At 70.3% G+C, this 20580-nt stretch carries 21 protein-coding genes and 1 tRNA gene; 11 read left to right on the top strand and 11 right to left on the bottom strand.

Annotated elements, in window-relative coordinates:
* The first annotated feature begins 64 nt into the window (after nt 1–64).
* Nucleotides 65–568: a DUF4265 domain-containing protein gene (locus BMY89_RS02610; RefSeq protein WP_170147590.1), complete on the top strand. Its 504-nt coding sequence runs from the start codon at nt 65–67 to the stop codon at nt 566–568.
* 67 nt (nt 569–635) lie between these two features.
* On the opposite strand, the gene BMY89_RS02605 is transcribed toward BMY89_RS02610, so the two are convergent.
* From BMY89_RS02605 to BMY89_RS02595, 3 genes are all read right to left on the bottom strand, one after another.
* Nucleotides 636–1145, bottom strand: a complete 510-nt coding sequence (locus BMY89_RS02605) for an O-acetyl-ADP-ribose deacetylase (protein ID WP_092374189.1) — start codon at nt 1143–1145, stop codon at nt 636–638.
* A 304-nt stretch (nt 1146–1449) separates the two neighbouring features.
* On the bottom strand, nt 1450–2391 hold the full coding sequence (locus tag BMY89_RS02600) for an inositol-3-phosphate synthase (RefSeq protein WP_092374186.1): 942 nt from the start codon (nt 2389–2391) through the stop codon (nt 1450–1452).
* A gap of 286 nt (nt 2392–2677) precedes the next feature.
* Nucleotides 2678–3337 (bottom strand): class I SAM-dependent methyltransferase, encoded by a 660-nt coding sequence (locus BMY89_RS02595; RefSeq protein WP_092374183.1) that lies wholly within the window; start codon nt 3335–3337, stop codon nt 2678–2680.
* A gap of 200 nt (nt 3338–3537) precedes the next feature.
* On the opposite strand from BMY89_RS02595, the gene BMY89_RS02590 reads away from it, so the two are divergent.
* Complete coding sequence (locus tag BMY89_RS02590; RefSeq protein ID WP_092375443.1) at nt 3538–3993, top strand: NUDIX domain-containing protein; 456 nt, start codon at nt 3538–3540, stop codon at nt 3991–3993.
* A 723-nt stretch (nt 3994–4716) separates the two neighbouring features.
* On the opposite strand, the gene BMY89_RS02575 is transcribed toward BMY89_RS02590, so the two are convergent.
* From BMY89_RS02575 to BMY89_RS02565, 3 genes are all read right to left on the bottom strand, one after another.
* Nucleotides 4717–5103: a hypothetical protein gene (locus tag BMY89_RS02575; protein WP_092374177.1), complete on the bottom strand. Its 387-nt coding sequence runs from the start codon at nt 5101–5103 to the stop codon at nt 4717–4719.
* Between the two features lie 274 nt (nt 5104–5377).
* A tRNA-Val gene (locus BMY89_RS02570) sits at nt 5378–5452 on the bottom strand.
* Between the two features lie 50 nt (nt 5453–5502).
* On the bottom strand, nt 5503–6054 hold the full coding sequence (locus tag BMY89_RS02565) for a TIGR02611 family protein (protein ID WP_092375441.1): 552 nt from the start codon (nt 6052–6054) through the stop codon (nt 5503–5505).
* Between the two features lie 437 nt (nt 6055–6491).
* On the opposite strand from BMY89_RS02565, the gene BMY89_RS02560 reads away from it, so the two are divergent.
* Nucleotides 6492–6923, top strand: a complete 432-nt coding sequence (locus BMY89_RS02560; RefSeq protein WP_007457244.1) for an SsgA family sporulation/cell division regulator — start codon at nt 6492–6494, stop codon at nt 6921–6923.
* A gap of 141 nt (nt 6924–7064) precedes the next feature.
* Here the strand turns inward: BMY89_RS02560 and BMY89_RS02555 are convergent, their stop codons facing one another.
* A complete protein-coding gene (locus tag BMY89_RS02555; protein WP_092375439.1) occupies nt 7065–7841 on the bottom strand; it encodes a glucose 1-dehydrogenase in 777 nt (258 codons plus the stop codon).
* A 249-nt stretch (nt 7842–8090) separates the two neighbouring features.
* On the opposite strand from BMY89_RS02555, the gene BMY89_RS02550 reads away from it, so the two are divergent.
* The 3 genes from BMY89_RS02550 (at nt 8091) to BMY89_RS02540 (ending at nt 9789) form a co-directional block, all read left to right on the top strand.
* Nucleotides 8091–8987, top strand: a complete 897-nt coding sequence (locus BMY89_RS02550) for a helix-turn-helix transcriptional regulator (protein ID WP_092374174.1) — start codon at nt 8091–8093, stop codon at nt 8985–8987.
* Between the two features lie 80 nt (nt 8988–9067).
* The gene (locus BMY89_RS02545; RefSeq protein WP_092374171.1) at nt 9068–9523 is read left to right on the top strand and encodes an RrF2 family transcriptional regulator; all 456 of its coding nucleotides are present in this window, start codon (nt 9068–9070) and stop codon (nt 9521–9523) included.
* Nucleotides 9524–9609: 86 nt separating this feature from the next.
* Nucleotides 9610–9789: a DUF4236 domain-containing protein gene (locus tag BMY89_RS02540; protein ID WP_092374168.1), complete on the top strand. Its 180-nt coding sequence runs from the start codon at nt 9610–9612 to the stop codon at nt 9787–9789.
* Nucleotides 9790–9888: 99 nt separating this feature from the next.
* Here the strand turns inward: BMY89_RS02540 and BMY89_RS02535 are convergent, their stop codons facing one another.
* On the bottom strand, nt 9889–10752 hold the full coding sequence (locus BMY89_RS02535) for a hypothetical protein (protein WP_092374165.1): 864 nt from the start codon (nt 10750–10752) through the stop codon (nt 9889–9891).
* A gap of 45 nt (nt 10753–10797) precedes the next feature.
* Nucleotides 10798–11319: a VOC family protein gene (locus BMY89_RS02530; RefSeq protein WP_092374162.1), complete on the bottom strand. Its 522-nt coding sequence runs from the start codon at nt 11317–11319 to the stop codon at nt 10798–10800.
* A 49-nt stretch (nt 11320–11368) separates the two neighbouring features.
* Here BMY89_RS02530 and BMY89_RS02525 point away from each other — a divergent pair, with 49 nt between their 5' ends.
* From BMY89_RS02525 to BMY89_RS02515, 3 genes are all read left to right on the top strand, one after another.
* A complete protein-coding gene (locus BMY89_RS02525) occupies nt 11369–11830 on the top strand; it encodes a MarR family winged helix-turn-helix transcriptional regulator (RefSeq protein WP_092375437.1) in 462 nt (153 codons plus the stop codon).
* 68 nt (nt 11831–11898) lie between these two features.
* Nucleotides 11899–13731: a tetratricopeptide repeat protein gene (locus BMY89_RS02520; RefSeq protein ID WP_092374159.1), complete on the top strand. Its 1833-nt coding sequence runs from the start codon at nt 11899–11901 to the stop codon at nt 13729–13731.
* A gap of 218 nt (nt 13732–13949) precedes the next feature.
* A complete protein-coding gene (locus tag BMY89_RS02515; protein WP_092375434.1) occupies nt 13950–16172 on the top strand; it encodes a HelD family protein in 2223 nt (740 codons plus the stop codon).
* A 96-nt stretch (nt 16173–16268) separates the two neighbouring features.
* Here BMY89_RS02515 and BMY89_RS02510 read toward each other — a convergent pair whose 3' ends face one another.
* Entirely contained in the window at nt 16269–16670 is a 402-nt protein-coding gene (locus BMY89_RS02510; protein ID WP_092374157.1) for a hypothetical protein, read from the bottom strand.
* 172 nt (nt 16671–16842) lie between these two features.
* Here BMY89_RS02510 and BMY89_RS30760 point away from each other — a divergent pair, with 172 nt between their 5' ends.
* Both BMY89_RS30760 and BMY89_RS02500 read left to right on the top strand, forming a co-directional pair.
* Nucleotides 16843–18885, top strand: coding sequence for a glycerophosphodiester phosphodiesterase family protein (locus BMY89_RS30760; protein WP_232521011.1), 2043 nt, complete (start codon nt 16843–16845; stop codon nt 18883–18885).
* A gap of 129 nt (nt 18886–19014) precedes the next feature.
* A complete protein-coding gene (locus BMY89_RS02500; RefSeq protein WP_092374153.1) occupies nt 19015–19392 on the top strand; it encodes a hypothetical protein in 378 nt (125 codons plus the stop codon).
* 78 nt (nt 19393–19470) lie between these two features.
* On the opposite strand, the gene BMY89_RS02495 is transcribed toward BMY89_RS02500, so the two are convergent.
* A complete protein-coding gene (locus BMY89_RS02495) occupies nt 19471–20508 on the bottom strand; it encodes a sporulation protein (RefSeq protein WP_092374151.1) in 1038 nt (345 codons plus the stop codon).
* Between the last annotated feature and the right edge of the window lie 72 nt (nt 20509–20580).

Genomic DNA, 20580 nt, shown 5'->3' with positions numbered 1-20580 from the left:
GTTGGGCGGCGGCCGGCGAGTAGTGTTCGAGTATTGCGTCGGCTTCTCGAAGATGGGGCCTCACATGGCATCGGGTTCGGTCGACGTCCATGCTCAGCGGGAAGCCGAGGACATCAAGGTCTGGTTCCGGTTCATCCCGCGCGAGGGCTGGTTGCCATTCGATACGGAAGGGTTGTGGGCAACACGGGTTGGCGAGGATCTGGCCCAGGTCCGCAACGTACCGTTCCTGCAGGACGGAGTGGCTGAGGATGACATCATACGTTTCGTGACGGACGCCGACGGGTGGTTCTGGTCTGTGGAACAGGTCCAGGCCTCCGGCAACTGCACGGTGCGAGTGCTTCCGAATCCCGCTGGGCCACTCGGCCGGTCGGCGCGGGCCGTGCACGCCGAGTTCGCGGCTTTCAATCTCGGCGGTGAAGTCTTCAGCGAGCAGTTGCCGCTGGTGGCGTTCAATATTCCGGCCGACGCGGACTTCGCCGCCATCAAGCTGGTGCTGGAACGTGGCCAGAACAGCGGCTGGTGGCACTACGAGGTGGGATCCGGGAGCACACGATGGTGGGACGCCTGACTTCCCTGCATCGATCCACGATTCGCGCCGGGCGACAACTCGACGATCTGCGGCAGATCCAGATGGGTCAGCCAGTGGCTGTCACTGCGGCTTGTAGGTGCTTTCGGGTGTCGTCGTCGAATGCGACGAGTCTTGCAAGTTGGACGTTTGTCGAAGTGGACCTGATCGTTGCTACGGCGATCCGGGCGGCCTGGTCGGCGGGGAAGCCGTACACGCCGGTGGCGATGGCCGGGAAGGCGATGCTGCGGGCGCCGAGTTCGTCGGCGACCTGCAGGCTCCTGCAGTAGCAGGAGGCCAGAAGGTCGGCCTCACCGTGATCGCCGCCTTCCCAGATCGGCCCGACAGCATGGATGATGTGCCGCACCGGTGGGTCGAGGTCGAACGCCGGGGTAGCCACTGCGTCTCCCGGCTCGCAGGGGCCGATCGCACCTCCAGCCTGCGCCAGGCGAGGCCCGGCAGCGCGGTGGACCGCGCCGTCGACGCCACCACCGCCGAGTAGCGACTCGTTCGCGGCCGTGACGATGGCGTCCACGTGCTCCCGCGTGATGTCACCCATCACAATCTCGATCACGACCACAGCAGGATCCTGGCACACCAGACGACGGCGTGCCGGCCCACCGTCGCCAACCGCGCAGCTACTTCATCCGGACAGATCGAAAGCTCCCGCCGCACGATCTGCGGCTAGATCCGTGCACTGTTGGAACCCCCGCGCGGTGCGGTGTAGCTGGCGGGATTGGGAGCGGCCACGTGCCGCCCGAAGGGCGGCCCAGACACGGACCCGGTAGCGAGCGGTACGCGGCAATTCGGATGCGTGCGGCCACAGTGCCCCGCGCGGCGTAAGCCGCGGCGCGTTCGGTATTCGCCCCCGCGAAGTCACGGAGTCAGACCGGCGTCCCGGGCGGAGACTTCAGATGCCGCGTCGCTTCGGCCGTGTAGCCACCGCGACCTGACCGCAGAGCGGTAACGGCAGTGCGGATGAGATCGATGTTGACACCGGCGGCGCCGCTCGGGTCGTGGACCTTGAGCCGGATGTCCAAGCTCACCGCCGTTTCGCCCCATCCCTGTGCCTCGATGTTGATGTGAGCAACTTTGTGTGATTTCAGGTGAGGCAGGTACCCCAGGGGAGCCAGTTCGACCTTATCGGAGCCCAGAGCGTTCATCTTGGACCGCTTCTTGCCGTTGGAGTTCTCGGTTAGGTTGCGGAAGTCTTCGGTCCCTCCCAGGTTGACCTGATAAGAGCTGACCAAGGTCAAGCCGCGCTCCTGCAGCAGATGCAGCAAGGCTTTGTGAACGACGGAGGTACCGAACTGGCTGGCCAGGTCATCGCCGATGAGCGGTAGACCTGCTTGCTCGAAGCGCTTGAGCAGCGACGAGTCCCGTGCGATCGGGTCTGCAGTGGTGTTGACGAATGCCACACCCGCTAGCAGGGCGGCCTCCGCATAGGCTCGCGCGGTATCGGGCCGGCCACTCGGCGCGGAGTAGAGCAGAACCTCTGAACCCCTCAGCGCCTCTGTCACCCGCTGGATCTCTGTCGAGTCCGTCAGCCCTCGCTGCACGTTCACGCCCGATGGGGCAAGGTCCGCATCCAAGCGAGGGAAGTTGTTCGGCGGCGCGAAGATCGCGTGGTGGAGATCCTTGCCGACCTTGCCTTCGGAGAGGGCAAAGGCTGCGACGAGGTCGATATCGCCAACGCCCAGCCCGTTCAACCGGGGCTGATGGACGCCAACCAAGCTACCGGTGCTGCGATAGAGGTTGATTCCCTGTACCAGTGCCGACGTGTTGTTGCCTACACCGACGACTGCCACCCTCGCGTTGTTGATCACAATATGAGGCTACCGTCAGGCGTCCACAAACGAGGCTCCCGCCGCCGCCTGTGTCCGGGGTGGCCTCCAACTGATGTTCGGTACTGCGGTTCACGAAGCACGTTGGCACGTACCCAGCGACAGAGAGCCGCGCGCTGTTGACGACTGAGAGACTCAGTGCCTCTGGTCGACGACAAGTCGGGAGGCATACCACTCTCGCACGAGTGTGCGCCGACGCCACCCGCTCGAGGATCACGCCGCGCGACCCGCGATGGCCGGCGCGCACGCTCCGCGGCAAATCCGCGCACTACGCGTTCGCGGAGCCGGTCCTGCGGACCAGCATGTACCCGTACGGGGGCTCTGCCTCTTCGGGTGGGGTGCTGCCCTGGAAAACCAGGGCGAAACCGGCGGCGGTGAAGCGGTCCTCCATTTCCCGGGCCGAGAGCCAGTACCGATCGAAGTCGATGCCAAGACTGCCGACGCGGCTACCGGGACCGTTACGATGCCCGGTCCCGTCGCCGTGCTTGAACGCCGCCACCAGGTAGCCGCCCGGCCGCACGACTCGGGCCAGCTCGGCGAACGCCCGTACCCGGGCGTCCGGCGCCAGGAAGATCAACGAATACCAGCACACCACCCCGGCCAGCGACGCGTCCCCGAACGGCAGCTCCCGCAGATCGGCGACGTCGTACTCGAAACCCGGATGCTCCCGCCGCGCCACCTCCACCATCCCTGGCGACAGATCCACCCCGCGCGGCGACAGGCCCCGGCCCGCGAGGTACGGAAGAAGTCGCCCGGTGCCGCAGCCCACGTCCGCGACCTCCGCACCCACGGCCGAGGTCAGCTCGGCGAACAGGTCGAGCATCGCCCGCTCGACCGGCATGCTCTCCAGCACCCCGACCAGGTTCTCCGCATACCACTCCGACAGCACATTGTGCGCGTCCCGCAGTTCCTCGGTACTGGCGTCCATCCCCCGCTGGCCCTCCCCGTCGTCGGCCGTCGCGGCGGCGAATCTACCTCAGGACGCCGAGCTGAACACAGAAGGGAACGTTCGACTCCACCCACAGCCGAAGTTGCATTGTGTAACGACCCGATCACGGCAGAGCCGGATGTCTGCGCGTGCCCTCTGGCTGGAGCGAGCTTGTCCTATCCCTGTGCTCCAATCCCGTCATGCATGTCGTCGTTTGCGGCGCACTCGTGGAGAACGGCGCGGTCCTGCTGGTACACCGCAGCCCGACCCGCCGGGCATACCCGGACCTCTGGGATCTGCCCGGGGGGCACGTCGAAGCGGGTGAGTCGGAACTACAGGCCCTCGCGCGTGAGATGCACGAGGAGCTAGGGGTGCACATTTTGGCGGAGTCCTCGTCACGGTTGGGCGACCTGCATGCCAGCAGTGGCGAGGACGCCGTCCACGTGGGCGTCTGGCAAATCAGAGACTGGGTCGGCTCTCCCACCAACCGCGCACCTGAGGAGCATGACGGCATCGCATGGGTCGGGATCAGCGAGCTGGGCGGCCTTCTGCTCGTGTTTGGCGCATTGCCGGCATTGTTTCGTTCCCTGCCTGAGCCTGACCGGCTGCCTCGTCGCGACGAAGCACCGACAACCGCATCGCCGAGCGGCCCGTAGATCCGTCGCTGCTCGGCACTTCCGTCCGGTTGAATCCCCTACATCCGGTCATCGGCATGAGCGAGCGCGCATCCCGGGGCGATGACCTGAACCTTCGAAGGTCGACGCCTTCGGGACCTGCCGAAGAGCTCTCCGGTGGTGGCGACGTCGGTAACCGCGCCCAGTCCGCGGATGCCCTCGATCGTCCAGACGGACGAGGACGGTGGGGCGCTCAGGAAATGCTTGTGGGCCGCGCCATCATGGCATTTGTCCATCCTGAAGCGCGAAGTGGGCTCGCCCCCCCCGGCGGGTGGCGAACCCACTTTGGGACAGGGTGGCGGCGTTTCGCAGAAGCAGGCGTCCGCCTGCGTCTGAGGTCGTCTCGGGAGGGGGAAGAGACTCGCGCGATGAACTCGGGTGTTCCGCGTACGGTCAAGGCGGTCAGCACCTCGCAGTTGATCCGACTGGATACGGAAGCGATCGAGTGCGGGCTGAACCGCAATCCCAGCGCCCGATGGTTGGTCGCGATCGCTAATCTCGCAGCGGTGCACTATCTGTGGCCGGTGCTGGTGCATCCGGCCGCGCACCGGCCTGAGTTCTCGCCGCCCACGCGACCGGCACCCCGCCGCATTACGCAACCTGTTCAACCGGCTCCTCGGCTGTCTGTATCACTGCCTGGCCACCGGCCAGCGATACGACCCTGCAAGGCATTCGCGGCGCGGCAAGACACCGCCGCTGCATAAATCACGACCAGCTCTGTGCCTTTCGCCAGGTCACGTACTCATCGAAGATGTCAGCCAGGCCGCCATGCTCTGTTCGTCGCTGCAGATACTCATCAAGCAGCCGAAACAGCGCTTCGACAGCCACCCGGTTGAGCTCGACCTCCGCCTCAAGCTGCTCGCGCTGCGGTTGCCCATCCGGGAACGCCTGGTGCAGCACCAGCGCCTCCCAGATCAGGTTGTCTCCGCGCCCGCAGCGGGTCACCAGCCACTCCCTGAAGCCTGCAAGCAGCTGCCAGTCGTTGCCGGCATCACAGCCCCGGATAAAGACCGTGAAGTCGTGGAACGAACCGTCCAGCGTGAACATCCCCGGGCGCCGATGCACGTCCGCGAAGAGCTTTCGGTAGTCCATTCGGCCATCCAACCAACCTGAGTGGTCACCGATCCGCCGCCTCGCCGTCGTCTGATGTCGTGTAGCTCGGCACGAGGTGGCACGTGCGGAATGAGAACCGGGCCACCACAGGCGCCCAGCGCCGCCAGGCACCGATCATGTCGCCGGCTGCGTCGATTCGCCCGGCCCGCGTCATCGCCAGCCTGCTCCCAAACTGCTCCCAATTTAAGGGGTGACAGCGAGGAAGCTCGTTACCGACCCTTCCGGTAACGAGCTTCTGACCTGCACATATCGATGGTGGGCGATACTGGGATCGAACCAGTGACCTCTTCGGTGTGAACGAAGCGCTCTCCCGCTGAGCTAATCGCCCTCAGCGCGGACGACTCTACCCGATCCGGCGATCGGAGCGCGAACCCGGGGTCAGTTCGTGGCGAGGTAGCGCAGCACCTGGGCGATCACGTCGATGCCCAGGCTGTACTTGATCGACATCAGGGCGACGGCGCCGACGAAGACGAGGCCGACCGAGCCGATCACCAGGCGTACGGCGAGCGACTGTTTCTTGACCCAGGCCGTCCAGCCGTGGACGTGGCGGCGGGTGAAGGCGAGGAGCCGCTTGGCCCAGTGGAACTCCACGGCCCAGATGCCCAGGCCGGCGATAACGAGCAGCCAGCCGGGACCGGGCAGCGGGATGAGCGCGATGCCGATGGTGACCACGAGGGCACCGAGCACCCCTATCATGATCTTGAGTGCGACGCGCCCGGTGGGATTGGCGCGGATCAGCGCAAGGGTGGTGGATATCCGCTGCCGCCAGAGCGGCGGTTCGCGGCGCTCTGACACGGCTACACCCCCCTGACGCTCCGCGGCTCCGGTCACCCCACCGTGATCACCCTGCCCTAACGGTTTACCCCGTCCGGTGGATCCATTCCCCTCGGCATGGCCGCGTCCCTTCCGTCCGGGCCGACCCCCGGCCACCTGGCCGCGTTGGCCCGCCCGGCCGCGATCGACCACCGAACGGCCACGCCGATCGCCCTGCTCCTTCGGCACCCCGTACCCCCGCTGTTCGGTTGCGCGACCCGTGACGTTCGACGGATCCCGGGCGGTCATCGGCTCCACTGAGGATCGCTTCTTGACCATTTCACCCCCCAGTGTTGCGCGGGCCCGTCACTGCAACGGCCGACTGGACGTTACCGGAGTAAGTCGAGCACTCAACAAACCCGATGCCGGGCGGAATGAACCCACTGGGCAGAACCGGAAATCCTAGATGAATTTTCACGTTCACGTGGTCCTTCCGACTCCCTTCCCACCACTGGGTGAAGTCAGCGCATGGCGGAGCGTAGCCAGGAGTAGCGGCTGAGTATGGGAAAAGCGGGACACGCGCGTTCCGCAGCGGTGCCGGGGGGAGAACGTTCATGAGTGTCATTCGACCGACGACCGTCGAGGTCGAGACGTCGCTGAGGCTAGTCGCACCTGACGCCACCGCCTTGCCGGTGCGCGCCAGTCTGCGCTACGACCCTGCTGACCCGTATGCGGTCCACGTCCTGTTTCATGCCGAATCGGCCGGCGGCGAGGCGGTGAGCTGGTCCTTCGCCCGCGAACTGCTGGTCACCGGGCTCGACGAGCCGGCGGGCATCGGAGACGTGCGGGTCTGGCCCTGGGCCACCCCGCGCGGCGATTTCGTCGCGCTGGCGCTGTCGTCGCCGGACGGCAACGCCCTGTTCGAGGTGCCGCGCAGCGTGCTGGTGCGCTTCCTGCGGCGGACCTACGTCGTCGTCCCGCGCGGTCGCGAGGCCGAGCACCTGGACGTCGACACGGCGGTGAACCGGCTGCTCGCCGGTCGCTGACCTCCGCGAACCACCGGGCCGCGCGGCACTGCCGAGTCCGCGCGGCCCCGGCCTGTCCAGAAGTACGCGGACAGCCTCGACCGCCCCACCAGGCGACCCGGCCCAGACCCGGCCCAGCCGCCGCACCGGTGGATCGCCGGATCAGCCGTGGGTGGTGATGCCGCCGTCGACGGGGATCACCGCGCCGGTCAGGTAGGCGCCGGCCCGGGACGCCAGGTAGATCGCCGTGCCGGCCATGTCCTCGGGGCGGCCGATCCGGCCGAGCGGCACCTGGGTCTCGATGGCCGCCCGGGAGTCCGCGTCGTCCAGCGCGAAGGCCATCATCTTGCTCTCGAACGGTCCCGGCGCGATGGCGTTGACGGTGATCTGCTCGCCGGCCAGCTGGTGGGCCAGGCTGCGGGTCAGCATGTGCACCGCCGCCTTGGTGGCCGAGTACGCGTACACCTCCATGGACGGGACGCGGATGCCGTCGATCGAGCCGATGTTGATCACGCGCGCCGGGTCGTCGGGGGCGGCGGCGGCCCGCAGGGCGGGCAGCAGTGCGGTGGTGAGCCGGAAGACGGCCTTCACGTTGACCGCCCACAGCTTGTCGAAGGCGCTCTCGGGATAACCCTCCAGCGGCGCGCCCCAGGTCGCGCCGGCATTGTTGACCAGCACGTCGAGCCGGTCGTACCGGTCCCGGACCGCCGCGGCGAGCTGCTGCGCGCCCTCGTCAGCGCCGAGGTCGGCGGGGATCGCCTCGCAGCTGCCGTGGGCGGACAACTCCTTCGCGACGGCCTCGCAGACGTCCGCCTTGCGCGAGGAGATGATGACGTGTGCGCCGGCGGCGACGAAGCCACGGGCGATCATCAACCCGATTCCCCGCGAACCACCGGTAATCAGGACGGTTTTGCCGTCGACCGAGAACAGATCCTGCATGCCCATCCCCTCACGGACCGGCCGGACCTGGCCGGTTGTCGGGGCCGTCGCCACTGACCGCTCGGGCGCCACGACGACCAGATCACTACCGCTCGGTAACGTAACCGTCCGGTCGCGCCGGGGACAACCCCGCTCGCCGGAAGCCACTCCGGGGCGGCAGCGGAACTGGACCGGCAGACCGGGGACGGTGGGACGCCACGGCGACCGCAGAGATGCGTCCGGGCCCGTTGCGGGCTAACGTCGCAGGTGATGGTCCCTCCCGGTCACCTCGCCACGGCCCTGCCCGCCGCCGGAGCCGGTCCGGCCGAGATCGATACAGTCACGCTGTGTGACCTTACTTCTGACCCTGAGTGGCGGCGCCACGTGCTGCTCGACCGCGAGTTGATCGTGTTGACCACGGGTGGTCACGGTCTCGCCGAGGTGGACTTCCGTGCACTGCCCTGTCGGCCCGGCACCCTGCTGCGGGTACGGGCCGGGCAGGTGTTGCGCTGCGCGGTGCCCAGGCTGACCGCCACGGTGGTCCGCTGGCATCCGGAGGCGCTGCACGGGCTGGACGTCGACGACGACGTGCCGACCTGGGTTCAGCTCGCCGGCGAGGACGAGGACGCGGTCATCAACGAGGTGAGCCAACTGACCGTCGACTCCCGCCGGCATCAGGGCACCCCGGCCGCCCGCAGCCTGCTGCGGCACCAGTTGAGCGTGCTGCTGCTGCGACTCGGCATGCTGCCGTCCGGGGCGGGGCGGGTGGCGCGTCCGGAGGAGGACACCTTCCACCGGTTGCGCCGGGAGGTGGAGCGCGGCTACCAACACACCCGGCGGGTCGAGGACTACGCCGACCGGCTGGGCTGCTCGGTGCGTACCCTCACCCGAGCCTGCCTGGCGGTGAGCGGGCGCAGCGCCAAGCAGGTGGTGGACGAGCGGGTCGCGCTCCAGGCCAGCCGGCTGCTCGCCGCCACCGACGAGCCGATCGCCCGGATCGGCCGGCAGCTCGGCTTCAGCGAGCCGACCAACTTCGGCCGCTTCTTCACCCGTGAGGTCGGGGTCAGCCCGGGGGCGTTCCGGGCCGCCCGGGAGCAACCCGCACCGGCTCCGATGGTGCGCCCCCGCCCACCCGTCGACGCGCGCAGCGACGCCCACCGGAGATGACGGGGATCTCGGTAGCGCCGGGCGGGTGCTGAGTCGGCCGGCAGGCGCACCGGCCGGTGCGGGTTCGGCATGATGGAGGAGTGCAGATCTCCGCGCGTGGCGACTACGCGGTACGGGCAGCGCTGAGCCTCGCCGCCGCGTACCCGTCACTGCTTTCCACTCAGGCCATCTCCGTGGAGCAGGACATGCCCCGCAAGTTCCTCGAAGCGGTCCTGGCCGACCTGCGCCGGGCCGGCATCGTCCGGGCCCAACGGGGTGCCGAGGGTGGCTACGCGCTGGCCCGGCCGCCCGGCGAGGTGACCATCGGGGCGGTGCTGCGGGCGGTGGAGGGGCCGCTGGCCGGCGTCCGCGGGATGCGGCCGGAGGAGACGAGGTACGAAGGGGTGGCCCAGCACCTGCCGGAGTTCTGGGTGGCGGTCCGCGCGGCGCTGCGCCGGGTGGTCGACGAGGTAAGCCTGGCGGACCTGGTCGGCGGCCGGCTGCCCGCCCACGTCCGGCGGCTGACCACAGTGCCCGACGCCTGGGAACCCCGCTGACTTCCACTGCGGACTGCCCTGGTTTGCCGAATCGGCGTTCAGGGCATCTTCGAGCCCGCAGGGGGACACGACGAAGGGAGCCCGCGATGGGTGTCATGTTGCGCAAGCGCAAGAAGTTTGGGCCGCTGATCCTGCACTTCACGCAGAACGGCTTCTCGTCCTGGAGCATCAAGATCGGTCGGTGGTCCTGGAACTCCCGAGCAAAGGCACACCGGGTCGACCTGCCCGGCCCCCTGCACTGGAAGCAGGACAAGTCCGGGACGTGATGTCCCGAGGTCGAGCGGGGCGCCGGAGTTCACCGGCGCCCCGCTCGACGTTGCGGGCCGAAGGCTGCGATCGGATCGCCAACGTTGTCTCGCTGGTGGTCAGGTTGACCGGGCGGGTGTGACCAGGACGTCGCCGCCGAGCCGCCCGTGCTCCGGTGACCGGGTCACCGCACCCGCGTCGAGCAGCGCGGCCAGTGCCCGCGCCGCGTCCACGGCCCGGTACGCGGTTCCGGTGACGGCGAAGCGGCGCAGCTCGGTGACCGTACGCGGGCCGTGTCGGGTCAACTCGTCCAGCAGGGCGCGGCCCAGCGGCTGCGGATCCACCTCCGGTCCGGGCGACAGCGGTAGGCCCTGCGGATCGCGGCACCGCAGCCCGGCCGCCCACACACTCTCCTTGATGGCCTCCAGGCTGCGGTCCGAGCCGGTGCCGAAGCCGATCCGTCGGTCGACGTCGACCAGTTCCACGTCGGTGGTCAGCGGGAACCCGGCATCGGCCAGCGCCGGCCGCAGCGGGGTGCCCGCGCCGGCGACCACCAGCGCCTCGGCCGGCCGGCCGGTCGCGGCGGCGGCGGTCAGCGCCGCCAGGTTCACCGGGCCGTCGACTTCCAGGTAGGACAGCACCGGCGCACCGGCGGCGCCGGCCGCCCGCAGCGCGACCGGCAGTCGGCTGGCGTCACCGGGCATCAGGTGTACGGCCACGTCGGCCGGCAGTCCCGCCTCGGCGGTGCCGAGCCGGGCCGGCAGCTCTTCGGTGCCGTCGGCGAGCACCAGCACGGTGAGCCGGCCGCCGCGCAGCCGCGTGGCGTGCTCACCGGCCAGCCGCAGGGTCTCCTCGGCCAGCCGCGGGTCGCCACCGTCGTACCCGAGGACGACGGTGGCCCGCCGGGCGCGGCGCAGCGCGGCCGGCACCCAGCTGTCCAGGTGTCGGAGGAACAGTTCGTGCGCTACGGCGTCGGTCGGCATCCTGCTGTTCTACCGCAACCGGCTGCCCGGGCCGGACGGTACCGGTCAGGCCGGCACCGAGATCCCGACGCCGCCGCGGGTGTCCCCGCCGTAGCGCCGGACCTCAGCGGCCAGGTCCAGCCGGCCGATCCTGGTGCGGGCGGCGAGCGCGCTGTCGTCCAACCGGTCGGCCGGCACCAGCCAGACCACCTCGAACTCCAGCCCGTCCGGATCCTGGCCGTAGAGGCTCTTGGTGGTGCCGTGGTCGGAGGTGCCGACCAGCGCGCCCGCCCCGGCCAGCCGGCGGGCGGTGGCGGCCAGTTCGTCGAGCGTGTCCACCTCCCAGGCCAGGTGGTAGAGCCCGACGGTGGCCCGGCCGGCGGTCGACCGGCCGGCGCCCGCGCCGATGGCGAACAGACCGAGGTCGTGGTCGTTGGTGGAGCCGGGTGCCTGGAGGAAGGCGGCGCCATCGAACCCCTCCGGGGTCATCGGCACCCGACGGAAGCCCAGCACGTCGCGGTAGAAGGCGACGCTGCGGTCGAGATCACTGACGTAGAGGACGGCGTGGTTGAGGCGATGGATTCCCATGACGCCAAGGGTAGCCCGCTTTAGTTGAACGTTCAACCATCACCGTATGATGGTGGTCATGACCCGCTGGCTCACCCCGGACGAACAGCGCACCTGGCGGGCGTTCCTGACCGCCTCACGGGCGTTGATGGACACCCTCGACCGCGAACTGCAACGCGACGCCGGCATGCCGCACGCCTACTACGAGATCCTGGTGCGGCTCTCCGAGGCACCCGAGCGCCGGCTCCGGATGAGCGAACTGGCCGACGCCAGCGGCTCCTCACGCAGCCGGCTCTCCCACGCCGTGGCCCGACTGGAGGCGGCCGGCTGGGTCCGCCGCGAGGACTGCCCGACCGATCGGCGCGGCCAGATCGCGCTGCTCACCGACGCCGGCTTCGCCGAGCTGGCGGCCGCCGCGCCCGGCCACGTCGAGGGGGTACGCCGGCATCTGTTCGACGCGCTGCGCCCGACCCAGGTCGAGCAGTTACGCCAAATCAGCGAAGCGCTGACCGAACACCTGAGCAGGCCCTGACCGGATCCTGACCGAACCACTCCGGCGCGGGTCTTGTACATAACGTCGTCGAATGAGCACGATGGGGCGTGCCCTCCGGCTTCGGTGAACTGACTGATCAGGCGCACGACCTGGTTTCCGCCGGCGATCTCGCCGGCGCCCAACGGCTGCTCGCCGACGCGCTGACCGGCGCCGACCCGCGCCCGGCCAATGCGAGCCCCGACATGGCCGAGGCGGCCAGCCTGCACGCGCGGGTGCTGCTCGCGCTGGGCGAGCCGCACTCGGCGCGCGGTTGGGCCGCCTACGCGTACGCCGCCACCGGCGGTCTGCACGGCCGCTCCGATCCGCGTACGGTGGCCGCCGCGGCCACCCTGGCGGCGGTGCTGCACCGGGTGGGCAGCTGGTCCCGGGCCGCCCGGCTGTACCAAGAAGTGATCATCGAACTGACCGCGTCGGACGGGCCGGAGTCGCTGCGGGTGCTCGCCGCCCACGCCGACCTGGCCACCGTGGAGTACGCCCGAGGCCAGTGCCAGGTCGCCCGCGACCGCCTGCAGGACGCCTGGGAGCTGCACCGCGAGGTCTACGGTGACGGGCATCCGAGCGGCATCAAGATGCTGGCCCGACTCGGGTCGATGCAACGCGACTGTGGTCAGTTCGCCGAGGCCCACGACAACCTGGCCCTGGCCCGCGAGTTGGCCCGACAGCACCTCGCCTCCGACGACCCGCTGACCGCCCAGGTGGCGACGTTGGCCCGGGCAGCGGCGAGCCCCGATCACGTCTGCGCCGAGAACCCACCGGTCAGTGTGGAGGACCCGGTCGTACCGTCCGCCCGGGTCCCACCCGCCGGCGACGCCCCACCCGCCCGCACCCCACCCGCCGGCGACGAGACGCAGTCCGCCTGGCGTGCCGCCGAGCCGAGCTGGGCCGCACCGGCCGAGTTCCCACCCGCGACGGCCGAGTTCCCGCCCACGCCAGGGGAGTTCCCGCCCGCGACGGCCGACTCCCGGGCCGCGTGGTCGGCGCCCTCGGAGCCGGACCGGGCCACCTCGGGCGAGGGGCCGGCGAGCTGGTCCGGTCCCGACGACGGCGGCCAGCAGTGGCCGGTGACCCACCACGCCGACGAGCAGCAGCATCCCGCCGAGGGCTACCACCCGAGCCAGGGATACCAGCCGGCGGCTCACTCCCCCGCCGGTGCGGCACATGCGGTCCCCACGCCCCGGCAGCCGGCCGACGGCCCGGCCGGGCCACCGGAGGACTGGTGGGTGGGGCAGCCCGAGCCGGATCCGTATCCCGCCGAGCCGCCGACCGGCGCTCCCGTACCACCGAACGTGGTCGGGCTGACCGGCCCACCGCAGGCGCCCGGGGTGTACCGGCTGCGTCGGGAAGTCGAGCCCGCCCGCCCGCAGTCACCGTCGCGGCTGCTTCCGGTCCCGGTACGCCGCGCCGCCACCCCGCCGCCACCGAACCGGCCGAACCGGCTGGTGCCGATCGTCGCCGCGGGAGTCATCGTGGTGCTGCTCGGTGCCGCCGCGGTCATCGCCGGGGTCTCCCGCGTCGGCGGTGACGATCCGGCGCCCCCGGCCGCGAGCGGCGTCCCCGGCGACTCGACCGCCCCGACGGCCGCCGCCTCCGATGCGCCACCGGTCTCCCCCGGCGCCCCGCCCACCGGGCTCTCGCTGCGCGACAACCGGGACAGCGTGGCGTTGCGGTGGACGTACCCGGCCGGGGCGGAGGGACCGGTGATCGTCGCCGGTGGCCGGACGGGACAGCCGCAGAACGCCTTCGCCGACCTACCGGCCGGCACCGACAGCTTCGTCGTCTACGGCCTCAACCGCAGCCTCGACTACTGCTTCACCGTGGCGGTCGCCTGGTCCACCGACACCATCGCCCGCTCCGGCGAGGTCTGCACCGAGCGTCGCTGACAGTGACGGTCGAGGTCGGGTGGAGGCTGTGTCAGGATCGGCCTCGCCTGGCCGCGCCGTTCGCCGCCCGGTATCTTTGGCAGTTCAGGCACAAAAAAGAACGGCTCTGAAAAGCCGTTCTGAATGCGAATTCTAGCCAACCGGGAGACCGATTGTCAAGGCACTCCGGCGGTTCGCCGTCCGACGACGAGATCGGCCGCGAGCAGGAGTACGTCTCGATGCTCTACCAGCGCCTGGACGACCTGCGGGAGCAGGCGTCGCAGCGGCTCACCGAGCAACTGCGGGCGACCGGCGGCACATTGCAGGCCCGTTCCCAGCGGGACGGCACGGTACGCATGTACGCCGAGCAGGTGGAGCAGTTCTCGGCGGTGGAGAACGGGCTGTGTTTCGGCCGGTTGGACACCGACGGCGGTGACCGCCACTACATCGGCCGGATCGGCATCTTCGACACCGACGGTGACTACGAGCCGCTGCTGATGGACTGGCGTGCCCCGGCCGCCCGAGCCTTCTACCTCGCCACCGCCGCCAATCCGCAGGGCATTAGACGACGCCGGCACCTGCGTACCCGGCAACGCAAAGTGGTGGGCGTCAACGACGAGGTGCTCGACCTGGCCACCGCCTCCCCCACCGCCCACGAGGAGCTGACCGGCGAGGCGTCGCTGCTGGCCGCGCTCAACGCGGGGCGCACCGGCCGGATGCGCGACATCGTCGAGACCATCCAGGTCGAACAGGACCGGATCATCCGCGCCGACCTGCCCGGTGTGCTGGTGGTGCAGGGCGGCCCCGGCACCGGCAAGACCGCGGTGGCGCTGCACCGCGCCGCGTACCTGCTCTACACCCACCGCCGGGAGCTCTCCACCCGTGGTGTGCTGCTGGTCGGTCCGAACCTCACCTTCCTGCGCTACATCTCGCAGGTGCTGCCGGCGCTGGCCGAGACCGGCGTGCTGCTGCGTACCCAGGGAGATCTCTTCCCGGGGGTCAGCGCCCGCCGGACCGAGCCCGCCACCACCGCCGCCCTGAAGGGGCGGTCTGCGATGGTCGAGGTGCTGGCCAACGCCGTACGCGATCGGCAACAGGTGCCCGACGAGCCGCTGGAGATCGAGCTGCCGCAGCGAGAGATCCTCGTGCTCGACCCGCGGACCGTGCAGGCGGCGCGCGACCGGGCCCGGCGCAGTGGCCGGCCGCACAATCTGGCCCGCGCCGTCTTCGACATCGAGGTCATCCATGCGCTGGCCGGTCAGGTGGCCGACCGGATCGGCGCCGACCCGCTCGGCGGGGAGAACCTGCTGGAGGAGGCGGACCTCGCCGAGATCCGCCGCGAGCTGGGCGAGGAGCCGCAGGTCCGGGCCGCGCTGGACGAGCTGTGGCCGTTGCTCACCCCGCAGCGCCTGCTCGCCGACCTGTACGCCTCGACCGACCGGATCGCCACCGCCGGGCCGCAGCTCACCGCCGAGGAGCGGGCCGCCCTGCACCGCGAGCCGGGTGGCTGGACACCGGCGGACGTGCCGCTGCTGGACGAGGCGGCGGAGCTGCTCGGTGAGGACGACCGGGCCGCCGCCGCCCGCCGGGAGCGGATCCGTGCCGTCCAACGCGAGTACGCCGAGGGTGTGCTGGAGATCGCCCGGGGTTCCCGGTCGATCGACGTCGAGGACGAGGCCGAGGGTGGCGAGATCCTCGGCGTGACCGACCTGATCGACGCCGATCGGCTGCTGGAACGGCAGGAGGAGACGGATCGGCTGACCACCGCGCAGCGGGCGGCGGCCGACCGGGGCTGGGCGTTCGGCCACGTCATCGTCGACGAGGCGCAGGAGTTGTCGCCGATGGCCTGGCGGCTGCTCATGCGCCGCTGCCCGAGCCGTTCGATGACCATCGTGGGTGACGTGGCGCAGACCGGGGCGCTGGCCGGCACACCGTCGTGGGCCGATGCGCTGGCGCCGTACGTGGCGGACCGCTGGCGGCTGACCGAGCTGACCGTCAGCTACCGCACCCCCGCCGAGATCATGGCGGTCGCCGCTGGTGTGCTCGCCGAGATCGACCCGACGCTGCGCCCGCCGCGCGCCGTACGCTCCAGCGGCTTCGCGCCGCAGACCCGTGCGGTGCCGGCGGCGCGGCTGGCGGCGGAGTTGGTCGAGGTCGCCACGGCGGAGGCGGCCGGCCTGACCGACGGGCGGCTCGGCGTGATCGTCCCGGCCGGCCGGGTCGACGACCTCGGCGCCACCCTGACCCGGGCGCTACCGGAGGCGGCCGTCGGTGAGCAACCGGACCTGGAGAGCCGGGTCGTGGTGCTGACCGTCGCCGAGGCCAAGGGCCTGGAATTCGACTCGGTCGTCGTGGTCGACCCCGACCGCATCGTCGCCGAGTCACCCCGAGGCCGCAGCGACCTCTACGTGGCCCTGACCCGAGCCACCCAACACCTGACCACCCTCACCCCCACCCCCTGACCACCCACCCCACCCCGTGTTGATCAAGAAGTTCTGGCCAATTTGATCTCTTGATCCCGACCAGAACTTCTTGATCAACTGGGGCGGGTGGGGCGTTTACTCGAAGCTGCCCAGGTGGGTGGCGGGGGCGGACTGGTCGCTGGTGCTGCCGCCGGCCGGGGTGCTCAGGCCGCCGGTGGTGGCGTCGCCGGTGGTGGTCGGGGCGACCTTGCCCCGGTGACGCTCCGGCTGTCGGGCCACCCGGCGGGCGCTGGCCGGACCGGCGGTGCCGCCGGTCGTGGTGATCGCGCCCTGCCCACGGGTCGGCCCGCCGTCGCGCAGCACGGTCGGGTCGATCGGCACGTCAGCCGGATCATCCGGGTCCTGGCGCTGCAGCTCACTCTCCACATCGGTCGGCGGCACGGTCACCTCGTCCAGGGCGCCCTCGCCGTACACCCCGCCGGCGATCCGATCCTCGGCCCGACGGGCGGCGTCCTGTCGCATGTCGTCCTCACGCACGATCCATCACCTCGCAGAAGGGTCGGTCACGGTGCGTGCCCGGTGACCGGCGCGGCAAACCCGCATCCCCGGTTCACCGGTCCGACGCACTGCGCTTGCCTGCCCGCCGTGCCGGCTGCCGATGCTGTGCAGCGGATTCGGCGGGAGATCCCCGCGGGAAGGAGAGGACAGCGTGCGCACCGTACGCCGTACCGCCGTCGCGGCCCTGGCCGCGACGATCGTGACGACCATGCTGGCGGCACCTGCCGCGGCACGCCCGCGACCAGACCGGGACTTCGACCTACAGGCCCACCGCGGCGGACTCGGGCTGCGGGTGGAGAGCACCCTCGCATCGTTCGGCAACGCCCTCCAACTCGGGGTGAGCACCCTCGAACTGGACGTCCAGATCACCGAGGACGGCCAGGCCGTGGTCACGCACGACCGGCGGGTCAGCGCGGCGAAGTGCGCCGACACCGCCGCCGTCACGCCGGGCGACCCCGAGTTCCCGTACGTCGGGAAGTACGTCAACACGCTCAGCCTGGCCCAGGTGCGCACTCTCGACTGCGGCTCGCAGACGCTGCCCGACCGGCCCGGGCAACTCGCCGTCCCGGGTGCCCGGATGCCCCTGCTGCGCGAGGTGTTCGACCTGGTCAAGCGGTACCGCGCGGACGATGTGACGCTCAACATCGAGACCAAGGTGGAGGCCGGCGCGCCGAGCGAGACCGCCCCGCGCGAGCAGTTCGTGCAGGTCACGGCCAGGGAGATCCGGGCCGCCGGGCTGTTGAGGCAGGTGACCATCCAGAGCTTCGACTGGGGCGCGCTGATGCGGATGCGCCGGGTCGAGCCGCGTCTGCCGCTGGTGGCGCTGACCAACTACGACTTCCTCCAGGTGGGACAGCCGGGCGCGTCACCGTGGCTGGGCGGCATGGACATCGACGACTTCGACGGCGACCCGATCGCCGCGATCCGCAGCTTCGGCGCCACCGCCTTCTCACCGGTGCACGGCTTCCCGCAGAACGGCACGGTCACCGATCCCGACTACCGCCCGTACGTGACGAAGCAGATGGTCACGCACGCCCACCGCAACGGGATCAAGGTGATCCCGTGGACGGTGAATGACGCGCCGACCATGGCGAAGCTCGTCGACGACGGGGTGGACGGCATCATCACGGACTACCCGGACCGGCTGCGCGGCCTGCTCACGCAGCGCGGCTACCGGCTGCCCAAGGCGTACGCCTCGCCGTTCGACATCCAGGCGCACCGGGGTGGCCGGGCCAGCCGGCCGGAGAACACCCTGCCCGCCTTCGCGAACGCGCTGGCGAACCGGGCGATCTCCACGCTCGAACTGGACACCGGGGTCACCTCCGACGGCAAGCTGGTGGTGCTGCACGACCGTACGGTCAACGGCGCACACTGCACCGACACCGCCCCGGCCAGACCCCGCGACCCGGAGTTTCCGTACGTGGGCAGGCTGGTGCACCAGCTGAGCCTCGCGCAGCTCAAGACGCTCGACTGCGGCACGAAGACCGCGCCGGACATGCCCGCGCAGGTGCCGGTCCCGGGCGCCCAGATTCCGACCCTGGACGAGGTCTTCGCGCTGGCGAGGGCCAGCGGTCGCGCGGACGTCCGGTTCAACATCGAGACGAAGATCAGCCCGCTGGTCGACGACACCGAGCCGTACCGCAGCTTCACCCGCAAGCTGGTCACCGCGATCCAGCGGGCCGGCCTGACCGGCCGCGCCACCATCCAGTCCTTCGACTGGCGCACCATCACCTACGCCCGGCAGCTGGACCGGCGGATCGAGACGGTGGCCCTGGTGTGGCAGTACGGTCCGGCGGAGTGCGTCACCCTCGCGGACGAGTGCTCGCTGCAGGCGGTGTACGGCGACCGGTCGGTACGCAGCCCGTGGACCGCCGACCTGGACTGGTGGAAGCACCGGAACCTGGGCAAGCTCACCCGGTCGGCCGGCGCCTCGACCATTTCGGCGAACTGGCAGGTGCACGATCCGGCGCAGGGCACCGTCACCGAACCGGACTGGTACCTGCGGCAGAACCCGGCATACTTCCACGGACCGGACGTACGCACCCTGCAGACGCGGTACGGGCTGAAGGTCGTGCCGTACACCGTCAATGACGCCACGGTGATGCAGCGGGTCATCGACCTCGGCGTCGACGGCATCATCACCGACGACCCGGAACTGCTCGTCGGCGTGGCCATCCGCAACGGTCTGCGGTAGCGGGTTACTGCCCGCGACCCCCGGGTAGACCCCTGGTGCCCCCGCCGAGGACGCGAACCGTGCCGTGGCCGACACGCGGTAGCGGGGCGAGGGTCGCAGGTTACGCCTCATCACATCCGAGGAGGACAGATGAGCACGCAGGCTGCATCCACCAGGCCGATGAACCGCCCGGCGCAGGACGTGCAGAATCGCGCGTCCATGCAGGACGCACCCACCCGTCAGATGCCGATGATGCATGACGGGCACCGGGAGCAGATGCCGGCACCGGGTACGGAGACCAAGCAGTCGTTCCTGACGACGGAGTTCTGGATCTACGCCGCCGCCGTCACCGCCGTGGTCATCGCCGCGTTCTGGCGTGGCACCACCGACTACGGGCTGAACCTGAACAACCCGGGCCAGGCGTGGTTCTTCATCACCCTGCTGACCCTCGGTTACCTGGGTAGCCGTGGTCTCGCCAAGGCCGGTAGCCAGCGGCACTCCGGCGAGGAGCGTAAGCGCGGGCGTTGATCCGCACAGGCGGAGCCAGTAGGCCCGCGTACGACGGTGGCCCTCCGGGAAGTCCCGGAGGGCCACCGTTTGATATGTCTAGAACTCCTCGAAGCCGCCGAAGTCCTCGCCACCACCGAAGTCACCGGCGGCCTCGGCGACCTCCTCGTCAGCACCGTCGAAGGCGTTGCCGATCATGTGGCCGGCGAGCATACCGCCCGCTGCGCCCAGCGCCGCGCCGGCGACGACCCCGCCCATGCCGACCCCGCCGCGCCGCTGCGGGTGGCCGAACTTCTGCGCAGCACCGTAGCCCTGCGGGCCGTAGCCGGGCGCGCCGTAGCCCTGCGGGCCGAACGCCTGGGAGCGCAGACTGCCGAAGCGCCCGATCGTCTCCTGCAACCAGCCGTCGACCACCTGCATCCAGTCGGAGCGCTCCGCGTCGGTGTGCGCGACCTGGTAGCGCCCGAAGACATCCTGGCCGGGGACCATGAACCCGCCGCGCTTGTCGCACTCCAGCACCACATCCACGCCGTGCGGGTTGGTGACGAAGGTCAGTTCGAGTTCGTTGATGGTCTGCGCGTACTGCGGTGCGGCGAAGAACTCGATCTCCTGGTAGAACGGCAGCATCTGCTGCACCCCGTGGATCAGGCCGCGCTCCAGGTCAGCCTTCTTGAACCGGAAACCGAGCTGGAGGAACGCCTCCAGGATCCGCTCCTGCACCGGCAGCGGGTGCACGTTGATCTCGTCCAGGTCACCCTTGTCGACCGCGCGGGCGACCGCCAGCTCGGTGCGCAGTCCCAGCGACATGCCGTGCAGACGCTGGCCGTACACCGCGGTGATCGGCGTCTCCCACGGCATCGGCAGCTGGAACGGGATGGACAGCGCCTGCTTAGCGGCGAGTTGCAGTGGGCCGCTGACCACCTGCCGGTGGAACTCCATCACGCCGGCCTGCTCACCGATCTCGACCCGGGTCACCAAGCCGATGGCGATCTGCTCGATGCTCGCCGGCGCCTCCCCGCCGAGCAGGTTCACCTGACCGTCGAGGGCCAGCCCGGGCCTGGTATTCGGGTTGGCCAGGACGGTGTCCACACTCGGACCGCCCACACCCAACGCGCTCAACATCTTCTTGAAGACCATCGGTACTCCTGCGGGGTCTGGTGCCCGTACTCCTCTGAGGAGCGGACGCTGACGGCGGCACTTTATCGAGTG

The organism is Micromonospora phaseoli, from assembly GCF_900109115.1.
GTDB lineage: Bacteria > Actinomycetota > Actinomycetes > Mycobacteriales > Micromonosporaceae > Micromonospora > Micromonospora phaseoli.
This window is presented reverse-complemented; position numbering and strand designations above follow the sequence as displayed.

Coding starts and splice junctions, on each gene's coding strand:
- BMY89_RS02610 (WP_170147590.1), top strand. CDS start 65: ATGGCATCGGGTTCGGTCGACGTCCATGCTCAGCGGGAAGCCGAGGAC.
- BMY89_RS02595 (WP_092374183.1), bottom strand. CDS start 3,337: ATGGACGCCAGTACCGAGGAACTGCGGGACGCGCACAATGTGCTGTCG.
- BMY89_RS02590 (WP_092375443.1), top strand. CDS start 3,538: ATGCATGTCGTCGTTTGCGGCGCACTCGTGGAGAACGGCGCGGTCCTG.
- BMY89_RS02575 (WP_092374177.1), bottom strand. CDS start 5,103: ATGGACTACCGAAAGCTCTTCGCGGACGTGCATCGGCGCCCGGGGATG.
- BMY89_RS02560 (WP_007457244.1), top strand. CDS start 6,492: ATGAGTGTCATTCGACCGACGACCGTCGAGGTCGAGACGTCGCTGAGG.
- BMY89_RS02555 (WP_092375439.1), bottom strand. CDS start 7,841: ATGCAGGATCTGTTCTCGGTCGACGGCAAAACCGTCCTGATTACCGGT.
- BMY89_RS02550 (WP_092374174.1), top strand. CDS start 8,091: ATGGTCCCTCCCGGTCACCTCGCCACGGCCCTGCCCGCCGCCGGAGCC.
- BMY89_RS02540 (WP_092374168.1), top strand. CDS start 9,610: ATGGGTGTCATGTTGCGCAAGCGCAAGAAGTTTGGGCCGCTGATCCTG.
- BMY89_RS02535 (WP_092374165.1), bottom strand. CDS start 10,752: ATGCCGACCGACGCCGTAGCGCACGAACTGTTCCTCCGACACCTGGAC.
- BMY89_RS02530 (WP_092374162.1), bottom strand. CDS start 11,319: ATGGGAATCCATCGCCTCAACCACGCCGTCCTCTACGTCAGTGATCTC.
- BMY89_RS02525 (WP_092375437.1), top strand. CDS start 11,369: ATGGTGGTCATGACCCGCTGGCTCACCCCGGACGAACAGCGCACCTGG.
- BMY89_RS02515 (WP_092375434.1), top strand. CDS start 13,950: ATGCTCTACCAGCGCCTGGACGACCTGCGGGAGCAGGCGTCGCAGCGG.
- BMY89_RS02500 (WP_092374153.1), top strand. CDS start 19,015: ATGAGCACGCAGGCTGCATCCACCAGGCCGATGAACCGCCCGGCGCAG.
- BMY89_RS02495 (WP_092374151.1), bottom strand. CDS start 20,508: ATGGTCTTCAAGAAGATGTTGAGCGCGTTGGGTGTGGGCGGTCCGAGT.